General features: G+C 70.8%; 18 protein-coding genes and 1 CRISPR repeat array. Of the genes, 8 read left to right on the top strand and 10 right to left on the bottom strand.

Features of this window, described 5'->3' with window-relative positions; all coding sequences use genetic code 11:
* Nucleotides 1–2: 2 nt before the first annotated feature.
* The 5 genes from mreD to EBN88_RS30150 all read left to right on the top strand — a co-directional run bounded on the left by mreD (nt 3) and on the right by EBN88_RS30150 (nt 7,726).
* Entirely contained in the window at nt 3–704 is a 702-nt protein-coding gene (mreD, locus tag EBN88_RS03600; RefSeq protein ID WP_122182306.1) for a rod shape-determining protein MreD, read from the top strand.
* Nucleotides 701–3,109: a penicillin-binding protein 2 gene (gene mrdA, locus EBN88_RS03595; protein ID WP_122182305.1), complete on the top strand. Its 2,409-nt coding sequence runs from the start codon at nt 701–703 to the stop codon at nt 3,107–3,109. The genes mreD and mrdA overlap by 4 nt, the downstream gene beginning before the upstream one ends.
* Nucleotides 3,110–3,119: 10 nt before the next feature.
* A complete protein-coding gene (gene rodA, locus EBN88_RS03590; RefSeq protein ID WP_122182304.1) occupies nt 3,120–4,310 on the top strand; it encodes a rod shape-determining protein RodA in 1,191 nt (396 codons plus the stop codon).
* Nucleotides 4,311–4,460: 150 nt separating this feature from the next.
* Nucleotides 4,461–6,383, top strand: coding sequence for a TIGR03960 family B12-binding radical SAM protein (locus EBN88_RS03585; RefSeq protein WP_122182303.1), 1,923 nt, complete (start codon nt 4,461–4,463; stop codon nt 6,381–6,383).
* A 335-nt stretch (nt 6,384–6,718) separates the two neighbouring features.
* A complete protein-coding gene (locus EBN88_RS30150) occupies nt 6,719–7,726 on the top strand; it encodes a pentapeptide repeat-containing protein (RefSeq protein ID WP_147472633.1) in 1,008 nt (335 codons plus the stop codon).
* 278 nt (nt 7,727–8,004) lie between these two features.
* Here the strand turns inward: EBN88_RS30150 and EBN88_RS32325 are convergent, their stop codons facing one another.
* Both EBN88_RS32325 and EBN88_RS03570 read right to left on the bottom strand, forming a co-directional pair.
* Complete coding sequence (locus tag EBN88_RS32325; RefSeq protein ID WP_122182301.1) at nt 8,005–8,922, bottom strand: DUF1932 domain-containing protein; 918 nt, start codon at nt 8,920–8,922, stop codon at nt 8,005–8,007.
* Complete coding sequence (locus tag EBN88_RS03570) at nt 8,919–9,929, bottom strand: hypothetical protein (RefSeq protein ID WP_122182300.1); 1,011 nt, start codon at nt 9,927–9,929, stop codon at nt 8,919–8,921. Before EBN88_RS03570 ends, EBN88_RS32325 begins: the two co-directional genes overlap by 4 nt.
* A gap of 121 nt (nt 9,930–10,050) precedes the next feature.
* On the opposite strand from EBN88_RS03570, the gene EBN88_RS32650 reads away from it, so the two are divergent.
* Nucleotides 10,051–10,599, top strand: coding sequence for a hypothetical protein (locus tag EBN88_RS32650; protein ID WP_407703368.1), 549 nt, complete (start codon nt 10,051–10,053; stop codon nt 10,597–10,599).
* A gap of 13 nt (nt 10,600–10,612) precedes the next feature.
* The gene (locus EBN88_RS32645; protein WP_407703367.1) at nt 10,613–11,002 is read left to right on the top strand and encodes a hypothetical protein; all 390 of its coding nucleotides are present in this window, start codon (nt 10,613–10,615) and stop codon (nt 11,000–11,002) included.
* Between the two features lie 48 nt (nt 11,003–11,050).
* Nucleotides 11,051–11,741: direct repeats of the CRISPR family, unit length 30 nt; unit sequence GTTGCTACCCCTCGTAGGGGCGATGAGGAC.
* A 117-nt stretch (nt 11,742–11,858) separates the two neighbouring features.
* Here EBN88_RS32645 and cas2 read toward each other — a convergent pair.
* From cas2 to EBN88_RS03525, 7 genes are all read right to left on the bottom strand, one after another.
* Nucleotides 11,859–12,122, bottom strand: a complete 264-nt coding sequence (cas2, locus tag EBN88_RS03560) for a CRISPR-associated endonuclease Cas2 (protein ID WP_122182299.1) — start codon at nt 12,120–12,122, stop codon at nt 11,859–11,861.
* Nucleotides 12,123–12,129: 7 nt separating this feature from the next.
* Nucleotides 12,130–13,110 carry a type I-B CRISPR-associated endonuclease Cas1b gene (gene cas1b, locus EBN88_RS03555; protein WP_122182298.1) on the bottom strand — a complete coding sequence of 327 codons (981 nt, stop codon included), beginning with the start codon at nt 13,108–13,110 and terminating at the stop codon, nt 12,130–12,132.
* Nucleotide 13,111: 1 nt separating this feature from the next.
* Nucleotides 13,112–13,609, bottom strand: coding sequence for a CRISPR-associated protein Cas4 (locus tag EBN88_RS03550; RefSeq protein WP_199742241.1), 498 nt, complete (start codon nt 13,607–13,609; stop codon nt 13,112–13,114).
* Nucleotides 13,606–16,737 carry a CRISPR-associated helicase Cas3' gene (cas3, locus tag EBN88_RS03545; protein ID WP_199742240.1) on the bottom strand — a complete coding sequence of 1,044 codons (3,132 nt, stop codon included), beginning with the start codon at nt 16,735–16,737 and terminating at the stop codon, nt 13,606–13,608. Before cas3 ends, EBN88_RS03550 begins: the two co-directional genes overlap by 4 nt.
* A gap of 84 nt (nt 16,738–16,821) precedes the next feature.
* Nucleotides 16,822–17,889 (bottom strand): type I-B CRISPR-associated protein Cas7/Cst2/DevR, encoded by a 1,068-nt coding sequence (gene cas7i / locus EBN88_RS03535; protein WP_122182297.1) that lies wholly within the window; start codon nt 17,887–17,889, stop codon nt 16,822–16,824.
* Nucleotides 17,886–19,301: a hypothetical protein gene (locus tag EBN88_RS30410; RefSeq protein WP_158621314.1), complete on the bottom strand. Its 1,416-nt coding sequence runs from the start codon at nt 19,299–19,301 to the stop codon at nt 17,886–17,888. The genes cas7i and EBN88_RS30410 overlap by 4 nt, the downstream gene beginning before the upstream one ends.
* Nucleotides 19,302–19,349: 48 nt before the next feature.
* Nucleotides 19,350–19,919: a CRISPR-associated endoribonuclease Cas6 gene (locus EBN88_RS03525; RefSeq protein WP_199742239.1), complete on the bottom strand. Its 570-nt coding sequence runs from the start codon at nt 19,917–19,919 to the stop codon at nt 19,350–19,352.
* A 2,223-nt stretch (nt 19,920–22,142) separates the two neighbouring features.
* Here EBN88_RS03525 and EBN88_RS03515 point away from each other — a divergent pair.
* On the top strand, nt 22,143–22,748 hold the full coding sequence (locus EBN88_RS03515) for a M23 family metallopeptidase (protein WP_122182295.1): 606 nt from the start codon (nt 22,143–22,145) through the stop codon (nt 22,746–22,748).
* A gap of 88 nt (nt 22,749–22,836) precedes the next feature.
* On the opposite strand, the gene EBN88_RS03510 is transcribed toward EBN88_RS03515, so the two are convergent.
* Nucleotides 22,837–25,770, bottom strand: a complete 2,934-nt coding sequence (locus EBN88_RS03510; protein WP_122182294.1) for an AfsR/SARP family transcriptional regulator — start codon at nt 25,768–25,770, stop codon at nt 22,837–22,839.
* Nucleotides 25,771–26,376: the final 606 nt, after the last annotated feature.

Raw genomic sequence — 26,376 nt, 5'->3', positions numbered from 1 at the left:
CCATGCGCCTCTACCGCACGCTGCTGGCCGCCGTGCTGATCTTTGTCGCGCTGCTGGCGCAGGTCACCATACTGGCCAGGCTCGGGCTGCCCGGCGCCGTTCCCGACCTGCTGCTGCTCACCGTGCTGGCCCTGGCGCTGGTCTACGGGCACACCGGCGGCGCGCTGGTCGGCTTCGCCGCTGGCCTGCTCGCCGACCTGGCCCCGCCGGCCGACCACGCGGTCGGCCGCTACGCCCTCGTTCTGTGCGTGATCGGCTATGCCGCCGGGCTGACCCGGCCGGAGAACGGTCAACACCGGTCGGCGACCGTCCCGATGCTGGTGGTCGCCGGCGGCGCGCTCAGCTCGACGCTGCTCTACGCGGGCGTCGGCGCGCTGGTCGGCGACACGCCCGCCCGCGACGTCGGGCTCACCAGCCTGCTGTTGACCGCGACCTGTTACGACCTGCTGCTGGCCCCGTTCGTGGTGCCGCTGATCATGGCGGCCGCCCGCAGGGGCGAGGGCGATCCGCTCTCCGGCGACGCCTCTGGCCCCGGCTCGGACAACCCGATCAGCTGGCTGAGCGGGGCGGGCGCGGGGATGCGCCCGCGCGCCCCGCGCCGCAGTCGCTACGGGCGGACCGCACGCGTCGGCGGGCGGTCCCCGCTGTTGAGCCGCTCCGCGCGGAACAGCGCGGGGCGCATCAAGGGAGTCAAGCGACTGTGACCAACATCCCCGAAACCGGCAGGACTTCGCGGATCACCATTCGGCTGGTCGTCATCCAGATATTGGTTTTCTCGCTGCTCCTGACCCTGGGCGGGCGGCTGTGGTACCTCCAGATCCGGCAGGGCGACGAGTTCGCCGCCGAGGCCGCCGGCAACCATGTGCAGCAGGTGGTGCAGCCGGCCGTGCGCGGCTCCATCGTGGACGCGCGCGGGGTGCCCATCGCGGACAACGAGACGCGGCTGGTGGTCTCCGTGGACCGCACCGAGCTGTCCAAGCTTCCCGACGACGGCGAGGAGGTCCTCGCCGACCTGGCCGAGCTGTTGGAGCTGAGCGAGGAGGAGGTCGCCCACCGCGTCCGGCTCTGCGACGCCGAGACCCCGCAGCCGTGCTGGAACGGTTCTCCGTATCAGCCGATTCCCATCACCGACGAGGCCACCACCGAGCAGACCCTCCAGATCCGCGAGCGCGCCGAGGAGTTCCCCGGCGTCAGCGCCGAGCCCACCGCCGTGCGCCGCTACCCGGCGCCCGAGGGCGCCAGGAGCGCCCAGGTGCTCGGCTATCTCTCGCCGGTCACCGACGAGGAGGTCGCGGAGTCCGAGGACACCGACTCGCCGTTGCTGCGCTCCGACCAGATCGGCCGGTCGGGCCTGGAGCGCACCTACGACAGCTATCTGCGGGGCGAGTCCGGCGTGACCCGGTACGAGGTGGACAAGTTCGGGCGGGTACTCGGCGAGGCGGAGAACGACCCGGCGATGGCCGGCGCCAACGTCGTCACCAGCCTCGACTCCCGCCTCCAGGCCGTGGTCGAGGAGGAGTTGGTCGGCGCGATGGAGCGCGCGCAGGCCGAGCACGACGACATCACCGGCCGCAACTACGAGGCGGACTCCGGCGCGGCCGTGGTCCTGGAGAACGACACGGGCCGGGTGGTGGCCATGGCCTCGGCACCCGACTACGACCCCAACGTCTGGGTCGGCGGCATCTCCAGCGACGAGTACGCCAGGCTCACCGACGAGGACGCCAACGACCCGCTGATCAACCGGGCCATCCAGGGCCAGGGCCCGCCCGGTTCGACGTTCAAGGTGGTCAGCTCGACGGCGGCGGTCAACGCCGGCTACGACTTCGACAGCCGCTACAACTGTTCGTCGTCCTACGACATCGGCGGCCAGACGTTCCGCAACTTCGAGTCCAGCTCGTACGGCCCGATCAGCCTGGGGCAGGCCATCGAGGTCTCCTGCAACACGGTCTTCTACGGTCTCGCGCACCGCGAGTGGCAGCGGGACGGCGGCAACAACCCGGTGGACGAGCCGAACGACTACTTCTTCAACACCGCCCACGGCTTCGGCCTCGGCACCCAGACCGGCATCGACCTGCCCAACGAGGTGCCGGGCCGCATCCCGGACCGGCAGTGGAAGCAGGACTACTGGGAGGCCAACAAGGACGAGTGGTGCGAGATCGCCGAGAGCGACCGGGACGACTACCCGGCGAGGATCGCGCGCGAGAACTGCACCGAGGGCATGAAGATGCGGGCCGGCGACATGCTCAACTTCTCCATCGGGCAGGGCGACGTGCTCGTCACGCCGATCCAGCTGGCCACCGTCTACGCGGCGATCGGCAACGGCGGCACGCTCTACCAGCCCTCTGTCGGCAAGGCCGTGGTCGCCGCCGACGGGCGGGTGATCGAGGAGTTCGAGCCGCAGGCCACCGGGGAGCTGCCGGCCGACGAGCAGACCATCGAGGACCTGCGGGACGCCACGGCCAGCGTGATCACCACGGGCAGCGCGGCGTGGAAGTTCGGCGGCTGGCCGCAGAACGAGATCCCGCTGCACGGCAAGACCGGAACGGCGGAGGGCGCGGGCGACCAGCAGACCTCGTCCTGGCTGGCGACGTTCACCGACGACTACACCGTGGTGATGACCATCTCCCAGGCCGGCACCGGCTCGGGCGCCTCGGGTGACGCGGTGCGGCACATCTGGGAGGCGATCTACGGGGTCCAGGGCGGCGGCGTCAACGAGGACGCCGCGCTGCTGCCGGAGCCGATCACCGAGCTGCCGGAGATCGACGAGACCGGGGCCATCGTTCCGCCGCCGGACGAGGACGAGGACGCCGACGAGGAGCGCGACGCCTCGGGCGAGGCCGGTCAGGAGCAGGGGCAGCCGGGCGAGACCTTCGACCAGGGCGATCCCGGGGGCCAGGGCGACCAGGGCGACGCGGGCGAACAGCCGGAGGGCGCCGAGCAGTTCGTGCCCGGCGGCACGCCCCTGCCGCCGGACGCCGGGGACTCCCAGGCGTCCTGGGACGCGCGGGCGTCGTGGAACGCCGGGGCCTCCCGGGCCGGTCCGGCGCCCGTTCCCCTCGCCGAGAACCCGCCGGAGCGGGAGACCCAGACGCGGCGGGAAGACGAGTAAGGGCTAGTCGTTGAACAACCACCACCTGCGGGTCGACGGGTTGGGCCCCGACCCGGGCCCCTGGCGTCGGCTGACCGCGCGCGACTCGGTGCTGCGCCGCGTCGACTGGGTGCTGCTGCTGGCGGCGCTGGCGCTGTCGGTGATCGGCATCCTGCTGGTCTGGTCCGCCACCAGGAACCGCACCGAGATCAACAGCGGTGACCCGCACTACTTCCTGGTCAGGCAGGGCATCAACCTGGCGCTCGGCCTCGCCCTCGCGGTCGGGGTGATGTGGCTGGGGCACCACCGGCTGCGGTCGGCGGTGCCGCTGTTCTTCGCGTTCTCGATGCTGTTCATGCTGCTGGTCTTCACGCCGCTGGGCACGGAGATCAACGGGCAGCGGGCCTGGCTGTCCATCGGCGGCTACACCCTCCAGCCCGGGGAGTTCGCCAAGGTCGCGATCATCCTGGGGATGGCGGTGATACTGGCCGACCAGGTGGACGCCGGGGACCGCGACTACCCGAGCCGGCGGGCGGTGCTCCAGGCGCTGGCGCTGGCCACCGCGCCGCTGTGCGTGGTCGTCATAGACGACATGGGCATGGCCATGGTGCTCAGCGTGATCGTGCTGGGGATACTGCTGGCCTCGGGCGCCCCGTTGAAGTGGTCGATCGGTCTGATGCTCGCCGGGGTGGTCGGCGCGGCGCTCGTGTGGGCGCTGGGCGTGCTGGACGACTACCAGCTGGACCGGTTCGCCGCGTTCGCCGACCCGTCCCGGGACCCGGCGGGCGTGGGCTACAACACCAACCAGGCCAGGATCGCGATCGGTTCGGGGCAGCTGGACGGCAAGGGGCTCTTCCAGGGCACCCAGACCACCGGGCAGTTCGTGCCCGAGCAGCACACCGACTTCATCTTCACGGTGGCCGGCGAGGAGCTGGGCTTCCTCGGCGCGGGTGGGATCATCGTGCTGATCGGCGTGGTGCTGTGGCGGGCGCTGCGGATCGCGCGGGACAGCAGCGAGCTGTACGGGACGATCATCGCGGCGGGGATCGTCGCCTGGTTCGCGTTCCAGTGCTTCGAGAACATCGGGATGGCGCTGGGCATCATGCCGGTCGCCGGCGTGCCGCTGCCGTTCCTCTCCTACGGGGGAACGGCGATGTTCGCGGTGTGGATCGCCATAGGGCTGCTCCAGTCCGTGCGGATGAAGCGGCCGTTGACGGCGTGAGCGCCCGGGCGGCCTGAGGCCGGCGCTCGCCGGTGGCGGGGCGGGCGCGCGGGGGCCGGTACGCTGAATGGTCCAGCCTTCGTCAGCCTGATCGAACCCGCGCGGTCCGTTGCCGGTCGGGATCGGTCTTCGTCGCGAAAGACGCAAGCCATGCCCATCGAGTCGGTCTTCCCTCGCCTCGAGGAACTCCTTCCGCACGTTCAGAAGCCGATCCAGTACGTCGGCGGTGAGCTGAACTCCACCGTCAAGGACTGGGACGCGGCCGACGTCCGCTGGGCGCTGATGTACCCGGACGCCTACGAGGTGGGGTTGCCGAACCAGGGCGTGATGATCCTCTACGAGGTGCTCAACGAGCGGCCCGACGTGCTGGCCGAGCGGACCTACAGCGTCTGGCCCGACCTTGAGGCGCTGATGCGGGAGCGGGGGGTGCCGCAGTTCACGGTGGACGCGCACCGGCCGGTCGGCGCGTTCGACCTGCTGGGGGTCTCGTTCTCCACCGAGCTGGGGTACACCAACCTGCTCACGGCGCTCGACCTGGCCGACATCCCGCTGGCGGCCGCCGACCGCACCGAGGAGCACCCGGTGGTGGTGGCCGGCGGGCACGCGGCGTTCAACCCGGAGCCCATCGCTGAGTTCATCGACTGCGCGGTGATCGGGGACGGCGAGCAGGCCGTGTTGACGATGAGCGACATCGTGCGGGACTGGAAGCGGGAGGGCCGGCCCGGCGGGCGCGAGGAGCTGCTGATGCGGCTGGCCCGCACCGGCGGGGTGTACGTTCCGGCGTTCTACGACGTGGAGTATCTGCCGGACGGGCGGATCGCGCGGGTGGTGCCCAACCGGTCCGGGGTGCCGTGGCGGGTCTCCAAGCACACGGTGATGGACCTGGACGAGTGGCCGTACCCGAAGCAGCCGTTGGTGCCGCTGGCGGAGACCGTTCATGAACGGATGTCGGTGGAGATCTTCCGGGGTTGCACGCGGGGGTGCCGGTTCTGCCAGGCGGGCATGATCACCCGGCCGGTGCGGGAGCGGTCGATCACCGGCATCGGGGAGATGGTCGACAAGGGGCTGAAGGCGACCGGCTTCGAGGAGGTCGGGCTGCTGTCGCTCTCCTCCGCCGACCACAGCGAGATCGCCGACGTCGCCAAGGGGCTCGCCGACCGCTACGAAGAGGACAAGATCGGCCTCTCCCTGCCCTCGACCCGGGTCGACGCGTTCAACATCGATCTGGCCAACGAGCTGACCCGCAACGGCCGTCGCTCCGGGCTGACCTTCGCGCCCGAGGGCGGCAGCGAACGCATCCGCCGGGTGATCAACAAGATGGTCTCCGAGGAGGACCTGATCCGCACGGTCGCGACCGCGTACGGCAACGGGTGGCGGCAGGTGAAGCTCTACTTCATGTGCGGGCTGCCGACCGAGACCGACGAGGACGTGCTGGAGATCGCCAGCATGGCGACCAAGGTCATCGCCAAGGGGCGCGAGGTCACCGGCAGCAACGACATCCGCTGCACCGTCTCCATCGGCGGGTTCGTGCCCAAACCGCACACCCCGTTCCAGTGGGCGCCGCAGCTCGCGGCCGAGGAGACGGACGCGCGGCTGGCGAAGCTGCGCGACGCCATCCGCGAGGACAAGCGGTACGGGCGGTCGATCGGCTTCCGGTACCACGACGGCAAGCCGGGGATCGTCGAGGGCCTCCTCTCCCGGGGCGACCGCCGCGTGGGCGCGGCGATCCGCGCGGTCTGGGAGGCGGGTGGCCGCTTCGACGGCTGGCGGGAGTACTTCTCCTACGACCTGTGGATGGACTGCGCCGGCAAGGCGCTTGAGCCCTACGGCGTGGACGTCGCCTGGTACACGACGCGCGAACGCGGCTACGAGGAGGTCCTGCCCTGGGACCACCTCGACTCGGGGCTGGACAAGGACTGGCTCTGGGAGGACTGGCAGGACGCCCTCGACGAGACCGAGGTCGACGACTGCCGCTGGACGCCCTGCTTCGACTGCGGGGTGTGCCCCCAGATGCAGACCGAGATCCAGGTCGGGCCGACGGGGAAGAAGCTGCTGCCGCTGAAGGTGCTCTAGGGTCCTGACCTGCGATGATGGATGAGGCAGTGGGCGATGTCATGACCAGGATCACACGACTTCTGGAGGGCCTACCTGAGGCCGAACGGGTGAAGCTGCTCGCTTCCCTCGGCGCTGGCCGCCGCCGCGAGCGGCGGCCAGCGTGTCCCGAGCCCCGGCCCACGCCTCTGCGACTGCCGCTTCCGTCACAGAGGCGAGGGCCGGAGATCGAGAGCACGGTGGAGTGGGTATGAGGCTGCGGTGGTGTACTGAGGCCGGGGGGACGGGTGTTCAGGAGGGCGTCGACGCAGAAGCGGTTCGGCGGGGGCGGGCGGAACGAGCGGTGGCGTGCAGCAGTGCTTGTCACTGTTGCGTCGCTGGGAATCCTCTGCGTTCTGATCTTCGTTCTGGGGCCGGTCTCCTGGTGGGTTGCCGGTGAGACGGTCAAGGGGCTGTCCGGCAAGGAAAGGGCGGATGCGATCAATGCGGTTCGCCAAACGGTGCTGGCTGCCCTGGCCGGGGTGACAGTTCTTGCCAGTCTTGCTTACACGGCTCGTACTTATCGCCTGTCGCGTCGGGGGCAGGTGACGGAGAGATTCCGGGCGGCAGTCGAAAATCTGGCTTCGGATAAGCTTGAAGTCCGATTGGGTTCTGTCTATAGCCTTGAGCACATTCTCGCGGAGTCGGCAGTCGATCACCGTGCGGTCGTGGAAGTGCTGGCTGGGTTCGTTCGCCACCGGGTTCGGCGGAGCTCCGCACCAGAGCCGATGAAGCCTCCCGAACAGAGAAACTCCTACCAAAGCGATCCTCCAGACTGGGGGGAGGAGCTTTCCCCCGACATCCAGGAGGCGGTGGAGGTCCTGGCCCGACGGCCGCGACGAGCCGAGCCGCGACGCATCGACCTTCGTCACACAAGGCTCGCCGGTCTCAGCCTGCGTCACTTCGAGTTCGAATCCGCGCCGCGCCTGGAGTGGATGTTCCTTACCGGGGCTGACCTACATCGAGCTGACCTTCGCGGCGCGCATATGAGGGGCACCATCCTCAACGACGCTGATATGCGTTGGGCTTGGCTTCAGGATGCTTGCTGTGAAGGGACTCAGATGGCCTTTGTTGACTTCCGTGGCGCGAGCTTGAATGGGGCGGACTTTCGGCGGGCCTTCCTTCGCGGTGCCGACTTCCGGGAAGCCGGAGGGCTCACTGCCGGGCAGCTTGCCGAGGCGGAGATCGATGACGACACCAGGCTCCCTGAGTACCTGTCCGATGATCCCTGGGTCGCAGCCAGGTTGGCTGATTGTGCCGCCTGGAGAGAGACAAATTCGCCGCACCGACGCCCGCCGAGGACGCCCCCGCCTCCGCTCGTTTGACGAGGTGGCCATGGGGGCGCTGTGCTGCCGGGAGGTGGGAGAGTTGGTGGTAGACACCGGCGCCCTCGGAGCGCCGCTGCGGTGATGCCTCACTGACTGTCCCGGGCAGGAAGCAAACCGGCTGACATCTCGATGCCCTCGGGCAGGGGTGGAGACGTCCGCCCGATCCGTAATGGGGTCCGGGCCGAACCGAGGGGGGACAACCGAGTGCGACACCCGGTTGAGGCGTGACCACAACGCCCCCAATGGCGTGTGTGGAGGTCACCTCCATCAGGCTCTCATTCCGTCAGGTACCGCTGCTGCTGCCTGGCGCCCGCACGCTCTCTGTGCGACTCGCCGAGAGGTGTTCGGCCTCTGCCGCTTCCGTTCAGCAGGCGATTGATGACGTCCTCGGCCTCCAGCGACCGATTGTCCTTGTCCTTGTCCCAGGTGGTGAGGAGTTCGGCGGTTGCTTGGGCGAGGGCGGGTGGGAGGTTGGCGGCGGTCAGTGCGGTTGCGGCGATGTCGAGTTCGTGGTGCCAGCGCCAGGCGCGGGTGGCGAGGGTGGGGAGGAAGGCGGTGTCGTCGAGGCGGGGGGTGGGCATGTGGGCGGCTTCGGCGAGGAGTTCGTGCTGCACACCGTGGTGGGTGGCGAGGGCGTGGGTGAGGGCGGTGAGGGTGCGGGTGGTGCGTTGGTAGGTGAGGTAGGCGATCTTGAGGGCGGAGGCGCGGCCGATGGGTGGGGGGTGGGGGAGGGTGTGGGTGTGGACGCGGGTGTTGGCGAACAGCGTGCGCAGGAGGGCGACTTCGGGTTCGGGGCCGTGGAGGTAGAGGGCGGCGGCGCGGGTGCGGTCGGCGTCGGGGCCGAAGATCGCGGCGTCCAGGACGGTGGCGTGGGGGAGTTGGGCGGTGATGCGTTCCAGGGTGGCCGGTGGGGTGGGGTTGGCTTCGACGTAGAGGCCGGTGTAGTCGAACGGGGCGACGGTGGCGGCGACTTCTTCGGCGAGGTGGGCGGGGGCGATGGACAGGACGAGGTCGCTGACCGCGAGTGCGGCTTCGAGGGGGGCGGCGGGTTGGAGGCCGGCGGTTTGGGCGCGTTGTCGGGTGGCTTCGCTGCGGCCGGTGGGTACCCAGAGCACGCGGGTGCCGGCGCGGGCGGCTTCGCCGCCGATCGCGGCGCCTATGCTGCCGGGGTGGAGGAGGGTGAGGGTGGTCATGTGGTCTCTCCCGGGGGCAGGGCGCGGGCGCGGTGGTGGGTGATGGCCTCGCGGAGTCCGATGGCGGTAGGGGAGGTCGCGGCGGGGCCTTCGTTGAGGTGACGCGCCAGGCGGTCGAGCCCTTTGTCGATGCTTTCGGTGCGGCGGGTGGCGGCCAGGCCGAGGACGGTGTGGCCCTGGTCGGCGGCGGCGTCGAGGTCGCCGGTGGCGAGGTGGACCTGGGCCAGGTCGACGCGGGCGAGGGCGAGTTCGCCGAGTCGTCGACGTTCTGGTGGGTCGGCCTGGTAGAGCTGGATGGCCTGGTTCGCCGCTTCCTTGGCGTGGGTGAGGGAGGTGGGGTCGCGGAGCCAGAGGTGGGTGGTGCCGGCGTAGAGGTGTTGCTTGGCGAGGGGGAAGCTCATCATCCCGCCGGGGTCGTCGTGTTCGATGTCGGGGGTGAGGCGTTCGCGGTGTTCGTCGGCCTGGCGGAGGGCGGCCAACGCCTCGGTGCGGTGGCCGAGTTGTCCCCAGGCGCGGGCGCTGATGCTGGCCAGCCGGATGTGGGCGGTGCCGTTCTCGGGCACGAACTCCATTCCGGCGTGGGCGAGTTGGACGGCGTCGCGGGGGCGGCCGTCCCAGTAGGCGATCAGCGACTGGAGTCCGCGAAGCCAGGCGCGCAGGCCGTTGTGGCCGGCGAGTTCGCCGCACAGGAACGCGGCGCGGGCCTGGGTCTCGGCCTCGTGGTAGCGGTTGAGGTCGAAGGAGGCGTTGGCCAGTACTCCGCACAGCAGGCCGGCGGCCAGGTAGAGGTCGCGGGTGTGGTGCGGCGCCTGGCGGCCTTCCAGCAGGTTGAACGCGCGGTCGCGCAGTTCCCTGACCTCGTGGAACAGCGGCTCGATGGGGCGGGAGGGGTAGGTCGTCACCACGCGTCGGATGTCGGCCTGGAGTTGGTCGAGGGTGTGGGGGCCGACGTTGCTCTGTTCGGCGAGGGCGGCGAACCGCGCGGTCTCGCGTGCTGCTTCGGACACCGCGTCTTCTCCTTGGGAGGGGACGATTCCGGGGTGGTCGGCCCCCCTCTCTGTCAGCCTTGGGTGAGACGTCCCGCTTCGTCGGGTTAGCCTGAGAGGGCACGACAGGAGAACCCCCCTCATGACCAGCACGAACCCTGCCGGACCCGACCCGGCTGCCCGGCCGAAGCGCCGTACCTTCAGTCCCGAGTACAAGCTGCGGATCGTGGCCGAGTACGACGCCGCGCCCAAGAACGAGAAAGGCGCGGTCCTGCGCCGCGAGCGTCTGTACCACTCGCACGTCAAGGAATGGCGGGCCGCGCGGGATGCCGGGGCCCTGGAGAAGCTGGTCGACAAGCGCACCAGCCCGGCGAGGCGGAGGAAGCCGGCGGCCGAGGCGGAGAACGAGAAACTGCGCCGCCCGCGCGCTATCGAACCTGGACTCTGCGGTCGTCGCCATCCCCAAAGCCTACGGTCCAGGGAGAAGGAGCAGCAGCCCTCCAAGTGGAAGCCGGGGCATGAGGCGGTGCGGCTGGTCAACATGAACTCACGGGTGCCTGGGCCCGATTCCCGTGCACGGAGGCGGTCGCCAGCAGAGCACGCCGGCAACGACGACATCCTGATCAACCCACCCGGCTGGTCCCCTCGACCCCGTGGGGGAAGCTCGGTGGGGCCCAGCCTCGGTAGGTGAGGTGCCAGGGGCCATGGGTCAGCTGGTCGAGGGGAACGATGTCGATGCGGCCGGGGGCCGCGATGTCGTTCGTCGCGACCTGGTCGTCGCCGAGATGGAGTGCGACGTGACCGGCGTCGTCACCGGTGGCGTAGAAGAGGAGAGCACCGGCTGGGACGTTGGGGTCGTGAGGGTGGGTCTGACCGGCTGCGTGAAGCCGGCGCCAGGCGGCGTTGGCCGTGGGTTCGCCGGAGGCGCCCCAGCCGTAGGCTTCGGCGACGAAGGCCAGGCACCACCGCTTCCAGTTGCGGTCGCCCAACAGGGCCTCCTCCCGAGCGGCGGCGATCGCATGCTCGCAGGTGCGGGGGTTGGGGCGTTCGAGGTGAGCGAGGACGTGCTGATCCAGATCACCAAGGACTCGTAGGGGCGATGAGGACCTCGCCCGTCGCCGCGATGTCCTCAGCCATGCCGGGTTGTTACCCCTCGTAGGGGCGATGAGGACCCGAGGCCGTCACCGGCGAAGAGATCGAGCGCGACCGGTTGCTACCCCTCGTAGGGGCGATGAGGACCCGCCGCGCCGAGCAGCGCCACCAGTACTACGACACGTTGCTACCCCTCGTAGGGGCGATGAGGACGAGGGTGATCCTCGGGGATCACTTTTCCCCGCCCGTTGCTACCCCTCGTAGGGGCGATGAGGACCGCCTCTTCGGCTGCCTGGGGCGTGGCGTAGGCGAGTTGCTACCCCTCGTAGGGGCGATGAGGACGAGTCCGGCCATGGCCGACGCTACCTGTTCCGTCATGTTGCTACCCCTCGTAGGGGCGATGAGGACCCGGGGTGCCGTAGGAGACGTAGTGCACCCCCGCGCGTTGCTACCCCTCGTAGGGGCGATGAGGACACGTGGGCCGCATTCTCGGGGCGGTCGGCGACGCGATGTTGCTACCCCTCGTAGGGGCGATGAGGACCGCCCTCGTGTTCGGCGTCAAGGGCAGCACCACGGCGTTGCTACCCCTCGTAGGGGCGATGAGGACTCCAGGCCGCCGACCTCGTCCGCGAAGGACTCGTCGAGTTGCTACCCCTCGTAGGGGCGATGAGGACCGGTCCAGCTCCACCCCGGCCGGCGCGACCGGGACAAGTTGCTACCCCTCGTAGGGGCGATGAGGACCGCATCGTGAAGATGCAGGTCAGCACGGGTTCCGTGCTCCCGTGGGGGCGCAGTTTTTCAGCGCTCCGGGGGTTGTGCGGCTGAGGCCGGGGTGTTGCTGAAATTTGTCTGCCGCCGTCACAGGACATCCGTCGGGGCGGGTTTCGTGGCACCCCATTCGAGGCGTTGGGGACTCGTCCCGGGTGGGAAGGTGTAGACGAGGACGTTGTCGTAGCTCAGGTCGAGAGCGTCTTCAACCGCCGCCTGGAACATGCGGAGTTGGGCCGGCGTGAGTTGTCCTTCGAAGACGCTTCGTTGGACATGGTGCAGGTACTTGCGGCAGGTGCGCAGGATTCTGGGGTTGCGTTTCGCGGCCGTGTCATAGACGACGATGACGTGCATCCGGGCGTCACCACCAGATGCGGAACGGCTTGTAGGGGGTGCCCTCCAGGCAGTGGCGGGTGAGGGCCAGTGCGTCGAGGTAGATGAGTTCGTCGTAGGCGACGGGGCGGCCGAGGGTGCGGTGGCTGACGGTGGTGGCGAGTTCGTCACGAACGGTCTGTACGACGAGCTTGCGTCCCGCTTCGCTGAGCATGGCCTGGTTGATGTCGCTGTCGAAGTGATGCGGCTTGAGTTGCCTGCGGTTCGCCATGCGCAGGAGTAGTCGTTCGGCGAACAGCGGTTTGAACATCTCGGCGAGGTCCAGCGCGAGGGAGTGGCGCTGTCGCTCCATGCTGCTGTGAAGGAAGGCGATGCCGCTGTGGAGTGGTGTGAGCCTGATGGCGCTGAGCACGCGTGCGTAAGTGATCCCGTTGACGTAGCTGATGAAGGCGTTGCCCGCGTTCTTCGGTGGTCGGCGGCTTCGGCCGTCGAGTTGGAGCCAGGCGGGCAGTTTGGTGTCGATGACGCTCCACGCGGCGCGGCGGAACGTGCCCTCGGCGCTCATGAGTTGGCCGGGTGTGGTGGCCTCGCGGAGGGTGGCGCGTAGGTTCTCGTAGGGCTGTTTGAGGAGGGCTCGGTCCACGACCCGTCGGACGTTGAACGCGCAGGACTCAACGATGCGTCGGCCGATCTCGGTGGCGGCTTCGGGGTCCTGCGCGGTGCGTGCCTGGACCAGCACCGTCTGGCCCGAGGTGCTGGTGTCGGAGGTGAGCAGCGAACCCGCGTAGTCACCGTAGTGGCTGAGAAGGTGCACGCAGATCCGGTGCCGGTTGAGCAGTGCGACGACCGAGGTGTTGATGTCGGTCTCGGCGCAGGCGACGATGTCGCGCACGTCGGTGACGGGGATGTGGACGTCGGGTTCGTTGGTGCGCTCGATCAGCAGGGAGTTGTCCTTGCGGCGGATACGCGTCGGGTTGGTCAGCCAGTAGGTGCGGGCGGCGGTGGGCATCTCATTCCGTCCAGCAGTAGTCGGTGAAGGCGCACCCGTGGCAGCGGGCTTTGGGCAGCCTGTCGGGGGAGGTCGGCGCGGTGACGGTGTCGAGCACCGCTGTGATGTCCTTCCCCGCCTGCTCCGCTTCCTCGGGGGTGAACGGGAAGCGTCGGGTTCGGCGGATGGCGGGGTAGTGCAGCACGGTGCCCTGGACGTCGATGCCGAGGGCGTGGAGACGGAGGCAGTAGTGACGTCCCTGGGCCTGGTCGGCGGGTTGGGGACGGCCGGACGACTTCACCTCGTGGACCCAGTGCTGCCCGTCGACGAAGTCGAGCTTCGCGGCGCCCAGATCGATGGGGGAAGCGCGGCGGTAGCTGGTCTCGTGCACGGCCTCGCCGAACCGGACGGCGCTGCTGAGGTGCTCGGGGCGGATACCGCGAGCGTAGAGCCACAGCTGCCGGGGGCAGTGGTACAGGTACTTGATGTGGACGCCACCGACGTCCTCTCGGCCGATCACAGAAGTGCTCCGGGCTGGTAGGTGCTCTTTTCGACGCGGTGGACGGCCCGGAGCCCGTAGGTGGGATCGTAGTCGCCGTCGATCGTCCGGACGTGGTGCTGTTTCTCCCAGCGGCTGAGGGCTCTGCCCCAGTACGGGAGGGGGATCAGCAGGTCGGCTGCCAGGAGCCGGCCGCCTCGCGAACCGTCCAGGTTGAGGCGTCGCTCGTACTCGTCCTGGTCCTGGAGCAGGATCGCCTCGGTGCCCTCGAACATCTCGTCCATCTGGTCCGCCAGGAAGCCGCGGTCGTCGAAGGGGTGCTCGAACTTCAGGAACGCCTCGGTGAACGCGCGCCGGTGGTGATCCACATCGGCCCTCCACCGCTCTCCCCAGGCAGAGGCGTAGATGTCGTCGAGCCAGCGGGCGGTCTTCCCCTCGTCGATGACCTGGCCGTCGTGCTCCGTGAGGATGCTCCAGGCGAGTTGGGTGGCTTCGGCCGAGTAGACGCCGTCGGCCCAGAGGTCGCCGCCTCCACGGCGCCGAGGGGCGTAGGTCGGTTCGTGCACGACGGTGGGGGCCGGGGAGCGGCTGCCGAGACGGTTGACGCGGCCGAAGCGCTGGAGGAGGGCCTCAAGGTTGGCGGCGGACGTGTGGCAGACGTCGAGGTCGAGGTCGAGGGAGACTTCGAGCACCTGCGTTCCGACGAGCAGGCCCGGCCGACGCGGCCGCCGCGTGCCGAAGCGTTCCGCGATCCTTCCTTCGATGGCGTTCCGGTCACCCCGGCGGAACCGGGAGTGCAGCAGGAACGCCGAGTCCTCGCCGTGGAGTTCATGGCACGCGGGGGCGAGTTCTTCGTAGAGGGTGACGGCGTCGCGCACGTTGTTGGCGACCACGAGCACGGAGCGTCCCTCGGCCAGGCGCTGTCGGATCTCGCCGATCGAGGTGGCGTCGGTGAGGTGCGCGGAGCGGGTGTGGAGCCGGTGGCGCCGGGGCGCCGGCAGCTCGGCGGGTGGCTCGACGACGCGGAGGGTTGTGGCGAGGGCTTCTTCGACGCACTGTTTCAGAGCCTCGGGCAACGTCGCGGACATCACGGCGACCCGCCCACCGAGGTCGGCCCAGAAACCGAGCATCGCCAGGATCATGCCGAGACGTCGCTCGTCGTAGGCGTGTAGTTCGTCGAGGACGAAGACGGAGTTGGCGGAGTCGGTCAGGATGCCGCTGTGGATCGGGCCGGCGAGCGCGCCGCGCAGCAGCTGGTAGGGGGTGCCCACCCGGAGGAGTTCGCGGAAGTTCCGGGTTGCTTCGGCCCGTGCGTGGGCCTTCTGGGCGGCGCGAACGGGGGCGTCGTCGACGAGTTCCTCGGAGAGGTCGTCAGGACGGTCGTCCTGGTCGTTGGTGTGGTCGGCGCAGTCGTCTGCCAGGGCCCGCGCCAGGTGGTAGGAGGCGGCTCGGGAGTGAGCGACGCCGATGTGCTCGGCGGCCTCCAGTTCTTCGGTGAGGCGGCCGGCCATCGCGTTGATGCTGGCCAGGTACGGCAGCAGGTAGAACAGCCGTGGGGTGCCTCCCGTGCCGGCTGAGATGTCCGCGATCTGGGTGGTCGCCCAGAGGAGAGCGGCCTCCGTCTTCCCGCTGCCGGTCCAGGACCGTAGGAGAAGGTGATCGTGCTGTGCGGCGGACTCGGCCTGCTGCGGGCGCAGTTCCTTTCCTTCGTCCAGGAACCTCTTGGCGAGCCGGTCCGGGTAGTCGGCGGACAGCGGATGCTTCGTGTCCAGCACATGGTGCCCCGAGGACAGGTGGTCGGCCATGGTTGTGGCGCCGAGCAGCAGGACGGTGGCGCGGCCCTCCTCTTCGGTCTCCTCGGCCAACGACCACCGCTCGTACAACTTCTGGAAGAGGCGGTGGGAGGCCGTCACCACGTCGCCGGGCGTGACGCGGCTCGGCCTGTCCGAGACGGGCAGCTCGAACGCGGCACAGGTGGCGCGCAACCAGCGCACGAGATCGTTGACGCGTGCCTCGTCGAGCGGAGTGAACTTGCCGAGGAACTCTTCTGGTTGGTCGCCCTCGTAGAGGGGGAAGAGGGGCGTCTTGCGGGCGTGGGCCCCGCCCGTGGTGAAGGGGCGGTGATGCCCGGCCACGAGGCTGGCGACCGTCAGGCGCTCGTCCTCCGGCAGGTCGGCGAGGAGGATCGCGACGAAGCCGAGCGAGAGCACCTCATGGCGCTCTCCCCAGTTCCGGCGAGGGCCGGGACCGTTGCCGACCATGAGCTGGAAGCCGAACGCGACCTTGCCCGCGTCGTGGAAGAGAGCCGCGAGGAGCACCAGGGTCCAGGAGCGATCGGACAGGTAGGGCAGCGTGCCGACCCGTTCGCGGATCGCCACCGCCGCCCGCAGGGTGTTCAGCAGGTGGTCGCTGAGCGCCTCGCCCACCTTGGCGGGACGGACGGGCTCCTTGGCCCACAGCCCTTGGAGCACACGGGAGTTCGCCTCCGCCGGTGTCGCCCCGCCGTTCGCGAACTGCCCGGGGTGGGTTTCCGGGAGAAGAACGACGGCCTGGCCCTCGCTCGTGACCAGCCCCGAGTCGAGAATCGCTGGGGCGCCCTGCTTCGCGTACCTGTAGTGGTCCCAACCGAACCTGTCCCGCTCCGGCGAGACGACCGTCGTGAGTCGGAGTTGCGTGCCCACGGCGCCCGCCATGTCGTGAGGCACCAGCGCGTGGCCCTGGACGCCGGAGCCCGCCGCGAGGTCGACACGACGGAGGTCCACCCGCACCAGGTCCTGACTGCGGCCGAGCCGCAGCGGCCAGACGGGACGGCGGAAGGCCCGTTGCCACAGGTCGAGATCCTCGACCAGCCAGATCCTCAACGTGGTGAACGCCAGGAACTCCCGTTCCTTGATGGTCGCGTTGGTGGGCGTACCGGGAGCGGCATCGGGATGGTAGGTCTCCAGGTCCTTCCCCTCGCCCTCGGCGTGGAAGGTCATCGCGAAACGGGTACGGAGCGGAACGTGCTCCCAACCACCGGCGGCGGAGGCGAGCAGGCCACCGACCGTGGAGGGCGGGGGGCAGGGAAGGCCCACCTGGATTCCCGCGTAGAGGGGGTTGCGGAAGCTGGCCACGGGCGCGTGGACAGAGACTTCCAGTGCTTCGGGCATGGCTGCGCCTCCTGGGGGCGTACGGTCGGCGGTCGTGCGGCCGGCGGCGTGGCCCCTCTGAGGGGCGATGAGGTACGGGCGGTATCAGGCGGCGGGGGCGGTGGGATCGTCGAGCCAGTCGTCGTGCTCCCCGGCCTCGAACTCGTCCGCCAGCGTCCGCAGCATGGTGCGCGGGTGATCCAGCGTCACCCGCCTCGCGTGGATGAGGTCAGCGAGGTCCTCCTGGGCGCGCTCCCGCTGCACGCCGAGGAATCCCGGTGCCCACCCGATGCGCACCGGACCGTCCAACTCGTCGGCCCACGCGCTCATTTCCTCGCGGAGCACGTCCGCGTCGAAGAAGGTGGCGCGCTCCTTCTCCCGCACCACGCGGGTGAACGGGTTGGTGCCCCCCTTGATCGGTGCCAGCAGAATCAGCCCGGGCGTCCGGTCACCGTAGTGGGCCGACCACTTGGCTCCGCCCTTGACCGAGGCCATCGTGCGCAGCAGAACCGCGACGCGCCGCCGCCGTTCCGGCATCGGGAGGCGGAGGCACTCGCGCCCTCGCAGCACGACCGGCTCGGCACCCTGCTCCGCCACCTCCGCGATGACGGGTGCGGGCAGCGCGGGCCTGATGCTCTTCCCGCCGATCTCGAACGTGCCGACCCGCGGCAGGTCCAGAAGCAGGTCCCCGGCGAGGTCCGCCGTGTACATCTGGTGCTCGTGGATCACCGGGTGTTCATCCGCCCCGAAGCCCCGGCTCATGGTGCCGAAGTCCGTGACCGGCCGGTTGGGAACCACGGCGACGAGCGTCCCGGTGGCGAGGACGGTGTCGCGCATGAAGGAGTTGGATTCCCCCTTCTTCGCCGTCTTCGACTCCGACTTGACGGCGATCATGTAGCCGAACAGGTCGTCGTCCAGGTACAGGTCCGGCCGGCCGGCCGTGTACGCCTGCTGTTTCTTCCCCTCCCCGCTCCGGGTCACCGGCGAGACGGCCTCGTCCGGCGGCAGGCTGTCGCGCAGCCAACGGCGACCGGCCTGCGCCGACACGTAGGGATAGATGTCGCTGCGGCCGACCCTGAACTGCTTGACCATGCCCAGGTTGTCCTCCCCCCGGCCGTTGTTGGGCGCTCCGGCCTTGATCTCCAACACCGTCTGTCCCACCAGGAACGTCATCGCTCCACGTCCTCCTTGTTGGCGACCTGCCCGGCCGCCTCCTTGATCTCTTCCAGCTCCGTGGCCGACCCCTGCGGGCGCCAACCAGCCCCGATCAGCTCCTCGATCACCCGGTAGAGCAGCAACTGGCGCCAGTGCCAGGACCGTTCGTCCTCGAAGAGCAGCCGGTACTCGGCTGTGGCCAGGAAGGCGGGGGCGTCCTCGGGGCGTTTCGGGTCCAGCAGCCAGTCGACCGACCGTGCGCGGAACCAGCCGTTGAGGTTCCCGCCCCGGCCGTTGGCCCGGATGAACTCCCGGAACGGTCCCGGGCTGTTCGTCGCGCCCAGGACCCCCGCCACCCGCTCGGCCAGCACCGCCACGCGCTGGACGTCCTTGTCCTCCATGGACAACACCTCTCGACAGTAGGAATGGAGAATCCGCCCCAGCTCCGGGGCCACCGGCGGGAGCAGAGCCTTCTCCCCGACGCCCCGCACCACATGGCGCACGGCGAAGTCGAGCACCGCCGCCGGATCGCTGAAGGCCCGCTTGGCCAGGAACGCCTCGCCGGGAACGCGCTGCGTGCCCTGGGTCCCGACCAGGGCCCGATAGCCCGCGGCGTGCCGGGAGTTCACGGTGGAGCGCAGCCACTCGGCCACCGGCTGTCCCATCTCCTGAACATCGAGGAACTGCTCCTTGTTCGAGTTGGACAGCACCATCAACTCCACCGGCGCGCGGAGTGGGAGGCCGTAGTCCCTGATCTCCCTGAGCACCGCCAACTCCCGCTCGTAGGGGCCGGGTTTCACCCCCTTGGGCATCCCCAGGCTCCACAGCCGACTCGTCTGCCTGAGCACCCTTCGCGTTACTACGCCGAGGAAGTCGTCGTCCCAGGAGTGGATGACGGCGGCCCTCCCGCCGGAGAGCTTCGCTCCGTAGGGGAAGGCCCACAGGCAGGCCAGGCACGGATAGCACAGGGGAGTTCCCTGGTGACCGTGTGCGGTCGTGTTCCGGTAGGCGACGCTGGCACCCAACGGGATGTCCACCTTCCCGTACCAGCCGCAGGCGGGTCGGCCACAGTAGACGCAGGGCGCGTCGGGGGCGCTGGCGGCGTCCGGCCGGGTGCGCCAGGCGGTGATCGCGGCCCGGCGCTGAGCGACGGTCTGCTTGCCTCGGTTGGTGGGGTTCAGGGGGGAGTTGGGCCACAGGAGATAGCTGGCGCTCAGCCAGTACCCGCCGGGCTCGTCCGCCTTCGCCAGACCGGCGGTGTCCAGGAGATGCGCGGTCATCGTCTCGACGGCATACTCGAAGGAGTCCGAGGTGAGTTCCTCCGGATGCTTGAGGTTGACCAGCCCCGCCAGGGCGAACGCGCCGACCCGTTGAAGTGGACTGGCGGTCAGCTCAACCGCCCAACTGGTCGACCCCTCAGTGGTCGTCACTGGCTCCGCCCCTCCTCGTGTGGCGATCGGTTTCCGATCGCGTGAACGTCATCGCTGCGATCCGATCCAGCCCATGCCGGCGGCGTTCGCCTGGCCCAGCCCCCAGGCGTGGAGCGCGGCCAGGGTCTCCGGCGGGCCGGAGACCTCGACCTCCACGCACGCGCCGGGTTTTTTCCCGCCGGGACCGTTCGCCGAGGCCACCTGGAACGAGCGCTTCGGCCCCACCCAGGTCACGGCGTCCAGGGAGACGTCCGGGTCCAGGCCCAACGTCTCCGCCTTGCGGCGGAGGTTGGCCTGCATGAAGACGTCCCACTCCGGCTCACCGGGGAGGCACCACGCCTGCCGGGTGGTTCGCCGACCGGCGTCGTCGCGGCCCGAGGTCTTCATGACCACCGGCGTCACGGTGCGGAACAGCGCCCTCCCCGAACGGAAATCCGGCGCCTCCCGCACCTCCACGTGGTCAACGATGAGCGCCGTCGCTCCCCAGGCGATCACCGGCATCTGCGCGAGCCCTCGTGCCCAGCCCTCGATCACCTCGGGCAGCGGGCTGCCGAGGTCGACATAGCCGCGCCCTCCGGCCGCGTAGACGCCCCGGCGTCGGCGCGCCCCGGGGAACACGGGAGCCCTGTATCCGAACGGCACCATCCCATGGGGCCCCACCCCGGCCCTGTGCAGTCGAGCCCCCAACTCGGCGGCCCCGCGCTCCAGGAGCGCGTAACAGACCGCCCGCCCCGGCGCCTGGACCTCGGCCCAGGGCAATGCCGGGGCGCTCGTGTGAACGAGCGTCCGCAACCACCACCGCACAACCGATCACCTCTCTGCTGATCGCCAGCCCCACCCGCGAAACCGCAGGTCACGGCGGATTGTCAGACCCATCTGGCACCGTGCGTGTGTGATCGGACGATCACACACGGCGGCGACGAGGTCAGAGAGTAGCGTGACGACTACCTGATGTGTCAAATCGCCAAGTCAGGTGAGATAAGACTGAGTTGGATACGACCGAGTTGATGGGCCGGATCGCGAGGGCCGGTTATGCTCGGTCAAGTCATCGCCCCGCAGGGATCTTTACTTCGGATCGCCGGGCGGGGGTCGCAACTATCCGACCTGGCTTGGGGAAACGGCCATCAAGCGCGGACTCATCGCCCCTGTGAGGGGAAGCAACAGCCCCGCGATAGCCAGCATGTGAGCAGATGGCTTCCGTGGCACCAGGGCGCACCCGGTACTTCGGCAGAGCGGCGGGGTAGTTGGCCGCGCGGACCGGGGAACGACAGCTGGCTGATGTCTTGGTGTCGCGCCGTACCTTCGACCGGTGGATGGCCGGCGGATTGAAGCGGATGCCGCAGCGGGGACACGCGGCGGGTGTTGGGGCACCTCTTCCAGGAGCCGGCCGCCCGGTTGTTCGCCGAGCCGAGGGCGCCACGGTCTGCGCTGCACGACGGCGCGTGGGGCGTGTTCGACGATCCGGTGGCTGTCGCCGCGCACATGCGGAGGGCTTCGTTGAGCGAGATGGCCACGTAGTCGGGAAGGGCGCCCGCGCCGAGAGCGCAGGGCGTCAACAGGGCGCGCAGCGCGTGGATGTGCGGAGCGCTGGCCTGAGCGACGAAGAGCGGGTGGGCGAGGATCTCGTGGGGGCGTATCCGTCGGCGGCGGGTTGTCCGGGCGTACAGGTGGTGGACGATGCGAGGGGCCGACGGATCGTCGGCCCCGTCGACGAGATCGAGGAGGGACAGGCCGAGTCGGGTGTCGAAAACGCTTATGCCGTGTTCCGCCTCGCGCGCAAGGCAGGTGTCCACCGGGGCGGCCAGTGCTCCGTCAGCCGGCCGACCGGCGGCGCGCCGGCACAGCGCCGTGAGGACTCCGACCACTGCCCGTTCCCAGGGGTCGCCGGCACGGTCTCGGCCAGCAGCCGGGCGGCCGTCCCCGTGTCCTGCCCGGTGAGGGCGGCTAGGACAGCGACCTGCCGGTCGTCGATTGTCCGGGTGCCGATCCCTTGGTGCGCCTCGACGTGGGGCAGGGCCTCGGCCCAATGCCCCTGCGTGGTGAGGGCGCGGGTGCCGTCCGCCAGGAGGACCCGCCACACGATCCCTGGTCGCGTCGCGAGGCCCGCTGTGGTCCGGCGAGGTGTACCCGCTGCCCTGTGGGCGGCCGGCCGCAGTGGTGGCCGGGCCCCGGGGATTTTGGTCGCCCGGCATGGAGCCGTCCGATGTGCCCTTCGCGGAGCTACAGGCGTGCGTTCCGGCACCCGAAGGAAGTGCGAGATCGACGAGGCGCTGGCCAGCACCTTTGACGAATGCTGAGTTGTCCTCGTTGTCCTCGCTCTCGCCGGTCGGGAATCCGGGTGCTCCTCGCCATCGCGGCGGGGACGTTCGGCAACGCCGTGCCGCCTGGTCGGCCGCTTGAGCGGGATCCGCGCCGGCGTCGACAGGTGTTCCGGGGAGAACATCTGTCGATCGGCTTCGGGTAATGCCGGGTGAGCCGGTGCCTGGGGGATGGGGAGTGCGACAAGGGGAGGGACACATGCCGGCTGAGGACCACGTCTCCAGGTTCGACGGTGCCGAGCACGTCGAGGTGCGGGTTTTTCGGAGGGTGCCCGAAGTCGTCGCCGTCGCACATGAGTTGGGATATGCGCTGTTCGGGTATCGCGTGCGGTCGACGGGGGTCCGATCCGGCTCCGGTTCACCCGGGACGACGGCGAGGTCGCGCGGCGGCGGGGGTCGCCCCGCCGGGCGCACCCGGCGGCCGGGCCGCCGCCCGGTGCCGCCGTCCCGGCGTGTATGTGCTTTGTATGCGTCCGCGCTTGAATCGCCGCGTCATCGAGACCGGCAGGACAGGGGAGTAACCATGCGCAGACGTTCCCACAGGTTATGGGCGGCTCTGGGGGCGGTCGCCGCCGTGGTGGTGGCCGCCCCGCTCGCGGTCGCCGCGCCGCAGGGCGGCTTGGCGGAGGGCGGCTCGGCGGAGGCCGCCGCCTCGGACGTGGACGCGCTGGCGCGGCCCGCGTTCCGGATGCCGTTCCGCTGCGACCAGGTGTGGACCGGCAGCAACTGGAACGGCCACAGCCCGGCGCACTCCATCGACTGGAACCACTACGACGCCAACGGCAACCCCGACGACCTGGGCCGGGTCGTGCTGGCCAGCGCCGGCGGCCGGGTGGTGTCCTCGCACTACTCCACGACCACCGGCTACGGCAACACCATCGTGATCGACCACGGCGACGGCTGGCGCACCCGCTACGCGCACCTCAGGTCCCGGGGCGTCGCGGTGGGCGCGCAGGTGACGCGCGGCCAGCGGATCGGAACGGTCGGCGCCACGTCCGCGAAGTACAACCTGTCGCCGCACCTGCACTACGAGCAGATCCACAACGGCTCGGTCGTCGTCTCGGTGGTGCAGGGCGTCCGCTGGTCCGACTTCCTCAAGCGCACCCAGCGGAGCACCAACAACTGCTGACCCCACCGCCGGCGCGCCGCGCCTCGCGCGCCGCGCCTCGCGGCCCGTCAACCCGCCGGAACGCTACGCGCGTTGACGGGCCGCGCGGTCAGCGCACCGCGCGGAGCTTGGCGTCGACCAGCTCGGCCTGGTCGCGGACGTCGAGCCGGCGCCAGGCCGACAGCGAACGGTGGAAGTAGCGCCGCGCCGTGTGCTCCCGCCCGGTCGCCCGGTGCAACTCGCCCAGCAGGCACGCCACTCGGGCCTCCGCCCGGCGGTCGCCCAGCTGCCGCTGCGCGGCCAGCGCGTCGACCAGCAGCGCCGAGGCCCGGCCCGCGTTGCCCTGCCGCAGGCACAACTCCCCGATGCTCTGCCGCACATAGGCGGCGCAGTGGGTGTCGGCCAGCTCGTCGAAGATGTCCAGGGCGCGTTCCAGTTCGCCGTGCGCCGCCTGCGGCTCGCCGCGCTGCTCGTGCAGCACCGCGATCCGGCGGCGCACCTGCGCCTCGCGGTGCCGGTCGCCGACGTCGCGGGAGAGTTCCAGGGCGCCGGCCAGCCAGGGCGCGGCCGCTTCCGGGTCGCGCCGCTCCAGCCACACCGAGGCGATGGCGTTGTGCGCCACGGCCTCCCCGTGCCGGTCGCCGGCCGCGCGGAAGTCGTGTAGCGACTCGGCGAACGTGTCGAGCGCGGCGTCGAGATCGCCGAGGACCCGGTACACCGAGCCCGCCCCCACGGCGGCGACCGCCTCGCCGGAACGCAGGCCCAGCGCGGCGAAGATCTCGCGCGAGGCGACGAACGCGGCCACGGCGTCGGCGTAACGGTCCTGGTAGAGGTGGAGTTGGCCGAGGTTGCGGAGCAGCGCGGCGGCGCGGGCGTCGGGCGGGGCGCCGTTCGGCGTCTCCGACGGCGCGCGCGACGCGGACGGCGCCCGCATCGCGTCGAGCACCAGCCGGTGGGTGCGGAGCCACTCGTCGTAGTAGCCGCGCATGTCGAAGAAGCTCGCCAGCTCGATGGCCAACTCGGCCGCCCGCGCCACCTCGCCGAGCCGCAGCGCCGACTCCACGGCCGCGACCAGGACCCGGCGTTCGGTCTCCAGCCACGCGACGGGCCTGGCCCGCACGGCCGGCGTCACGGCGGCGGCCGGCCCGGTCGGCGGCACCGCCTCGCCGAGGACGCCGAGGAAACGGGTGGGCATCGCCGCGTTGGCGCAGCGGGCGAGCGCGATCAGGGCGTCGAACGAACGGAGTTGGCGCGTGAGCCGCACCGCCGCCCGTTCCTCCTCGGCCAACTCCCGGGCGTAGCAGCGCAGCAGGTCGTGCATCCGGAAGCGCCGCAGCCCCAGCGGGTCGGTGGCCACCACCTCCACGAGGTGCTCGTCGAGCAGCGTCTCAAGGCCGCCGGGCCGCTCGTCGGCGTGGCCGGCCGCCACCGCGACGAGCCAGCCGGCGACCGGCTCGTCCGGCAGCTGCCCGAAGACGCGGAACGTCTCGGCCGCCGGCCCCGGCAGGTGGCGGTAGCTCAACTCGGCGCTGGCCCGCACCTCCAGCTCGCCCGTCCGCAGCTGGTCCAGCCGGCCGCGCTCGTCGTGCAGGAAGTCGGCGAGCGTGCCGAGCGTCCAGCCCGGCCGGTTCGCCAGCCGGGAGCCGGCGATCCGCACCGCCAGCGGCAGCGCGCCGCAGCCGGCGAGCACCCGGTCGGTGTCGGCGCCCGCCCGCCGCAGCCGGTCGGGGCCGACGATGGTGGCGAGCAGCGCGCGGGCGTCGTCGAGCGGCATCACGCCGAGCGGGCAGTGGTGCGCCGGCAGCCCCGGCAGCCGGCGGCGCGAGCTGACCAGCACCGCCGAGCCGCCCGTGCCGGGCAGCAGCGGCCGCACCTGCGCGCCGTCGCCGGCGTCGTCCAGCACGATGAGGAACCGGCGTTGCGCCAGCCGGGAGCGGAACAGCGCGGCGCGTTCGCCCAGTTCGGCGGGGATGGCGCCGTCGATGACGCCGAGGCCGCGCAGCATCTCGGCCAGCACGTCGGCCGGTTGGCGCGGCTGGTCGCTCATCCCGCCCAGGTCCACGAAGAGCTGCCCGTCGGGAAAGGCGGCGCGCACCCGGTGCGCCACATGCACCGCCAGCGTCGACTTGCCGGAGCCCGGCGGCCCCGACACCACCACGACCACCGGCGCGCCGCGCGCCGCCGAAAGCCGCCGCTCCAGCGCGGCGACCTCCTCGGCGCGGCCCGTGAAGTCGGGGACGTCCACCGGGAGTTGGCAGACCGGCGCCGGCGTCGTGGCGCGCCGGGGCCCGGCGTAGCCGTTGACCTCGGCGCCCACGGTGCGCAGCGGCGCGCTGGGCTCGACGCCCAGCTCGGCGGCGAGCGTGCGTTCCGCCCTGGCGTAGGCGGCGCGCGCCTCGGCGGTGCGGCCGGCGCCGTGCAGCGCCTGCACCAGCATCCGCCACAGGTCCTCGCGCAGCGGGTCCTCGACCAGCCGGGTGCGCAACTCGGCGACCAGCGGCGGGTAGTCCCCCAGGCGCAGCCGCACCTCAAGGCACCGGTCGGCCGCGACCGAGCGCAGCTCCTCGACCCTGGTGACGGCCGGGTCCCACACCACGCTGGGCGGCAGGTCGGCGAGGACGCCGCCGCGCCAGAGCCCGAGCGCGGCCTCGTAGCGGCGCAGCGCGGCGGTGGCGTCGCCGCGTTCGTCCGCCAACCGGGCGTCGTGCAGGCGCTGTTCGAAGAGTGGCAGGTCGACCTCGTGCGACGGGACGTCCAGGGCGTAGCCGGCCGGCTCGGTGCGCAGCCCGCCGGTGGGAACGCCGGCCGCCGTCAACGCGCGTCGCAGGGTGCGCACATAGGTGCGGACGTTGGCGACGGCGGACCGGGGCGCGCCGCCGGGCCACAGCACCTCGGTCAGCAGGTCCAGCGAGACGAACCCGCCGGGTTGGAGCAGCAGCGTGGCGAGGACGGCCCTCGGCTTCGGCCCGCCGACGGGCACCGGCCCGCCGGACGACGACCGCACCTGGAGCGGCCCCAGCACCCCGAAGGTCGGCTCCCCCATCCGCGTGCCTCCGCGATCGTCCGACAACTGCGGCGAGCGTACTGGTGAGCGAAGGCCGGGGAACAGAGTGCCTGCGCCCGGCCAACGAGCCGGGCGCCGCCGACCAACCCCCGTTCCCCCGTTGCCCGCGCCGTCCCGTGCGCCCCCGCGTACCCGTCACCCCGGGACCCCCGCCGCCCCGTCCCTGACCCGCGCCGCGACCAGGCGCGCGGTCGCGGCGGCCTCGCGTGCCGTGGCGGCGGACGCGCCGCAGGACCACGGTCCGCCACACCCGCGCCCGGCCGGCGCCCAGGCTGGCGGCGGCTGACCCCAACGACGAGTCCAGCCCGGCCAGTCCGGCCCGCACCGTCAGACAGAAGAAGGGGTACATCGTGAAGGTGAGGACGAGCAGCACCCCGGCTACCCCGCCCATCGCCACCGAGGCGGGAGAGCAGCACCGCCAGCGGCGTGCCCAGCACCCCGCAGGTCAGGACGGACCCCAGGGACACGCCCAGCGACAGCAGCAACGCCTCGCGCGAGGAACCGGACAGGAACGAACGGTAGTTGGGGCCGAAGCCGTCGCCGCCGACGCTGGTCCAGGCCGTGTTGGCCATCGGCACCACGACG

It is taken from the genome of Streptomyces triticirhizae (assembly GCF_003696235.1).
Classification (GTDB): Bacteria; Actinomycetota; Actinomycetes; order Streptomycetales; family Streptomycetaceae; genus Streptomyces; species Streptomyces triticirhizae.
This window is presented reverse-complemented; position numbering and strand designations above follow the sequence as displayed.